This window comes from Streptomyces phaeochromogenes (assembly GCF_001418655.1).
Classification (GTDB): Bacteria; Actinomycetota; Actinomycetes; order Streptomycetales; family Streptomycetaceae; genus Streptomyces; species Streptomyces phaeochromogenes.
Genome location: NZ_LIQZ01000691.1, coordinates 1 through 1,046, shown reverse-complemented (window position 1 = coordinate 1,046; position 1,046 = coordinate 1). Strand labels below are relative to the sequence as shown.

The window sequence follows — 1,046 nt, the reverse complement described above, 5'->3', positions numbered from 1 at the left end:
GGGTGCGGCTGCCGGCACCCGACGCGCACCACGAGACCTGGCTGATCGTCGGGTACGAGGAGGCACGGGCCGCGCTCGCCGACCCCCGCCTCGCCAAGGACGGCCAGAAGATCGGCGTGACGTTCCTCGACGAGCAGCTGATCGGGAAGTACCTGCTGGTCGCCGACCCGCCGCAGCACACCCGGCTGCGGTCCCTCATCGCCCGCGAGTTCACCGGGCGCCGGGTGGAGAAGCTCAGGCCGCGCGTCCAGGAGATCACGGACACCCTGCTCGACGAGATGCTGCCGCGTGGCCGCGCCGACTTCGTGGAGTCCTTCGCCTACCCGCTGCCCCTCACCGTCATCTGCGAGTTGCTCGGGGTGCCGGAGATCGACCGGGCGGCGTTCCGCGCGATCTCGTCGGAGGCCGTCGCGCCGACCAGCGGGGAGAGCGAGTACGAGGCGTTCGTCCAACTCGCCGCGTATCTCAACGACCTGATCGAGTACAAGCAGCGCGCCGGGCCCGCCGACGACCTGCTCAGCGGCCTCATCCGCACGACCGCCGAGAACGGCGACCGGCTCTCGCCGCAGGAGTTGCGCGGCATGGCGTTCGTGCTGCTCATCGCCGGTCACGAGACGACGGTCAACCTCCTCGCCGGGGGCGTACACGCGCTGCTCACCCACCCCGNNCGCGACGTTCCGGTACGCGGCGGAGGCGCTGGAGATCGCCGGTACGGCTGTCGGGGCGGGGGAGGCGGTGATGGTCGGCCTCACCGCGGCCGATCGCGACGGGGTCCGCTACCCGGCCCCCGACCGCTTCGACATCCGGCGCGACGCCCGAGGGCACGTCGCCTTCGGGCACGGTATCCACTACTGCCTGGGCGCTCCGCTGGCCCGCCTCGAAGCGCGGGTGGCGCTCCGCGCCCTCCTTACCCGCTGCCCCGACCTGGCCCTCGACGGGCCGGCGGGGGGCTGGCTGCCGGGGATGCTGATGCGGGGGGTACGAACCCTGCCCCTCCGCTGGTGATGATTCTCGCCCCCGCCGGCCCGTCGAGGGCCAGGTCGGGG

General features: G+C 73.1%; 1 protein-coding gene and 1 pseudogene. Both read left to right on the top strand.

Annotation, left to right across the window (positions count from 1 at the left end):
- Positions 1–666 (top strand): annotated as a pseudogene (locus AOK17_RS47605) (cytochrome P450 family protein); the annotation flags it as partial.
- 2 nt (positions 667–668) lie between these two features.
- Positions 669–1,005 (top strand): cytochrome P450 (locus AOK17_RS53460; protein ID WP_245697922.1); only part of this gene is annotated, 337 nt, incomplete at its 5' end.
- Positions 1,006–1,046 lie beyond the last annotated feature (41 nt).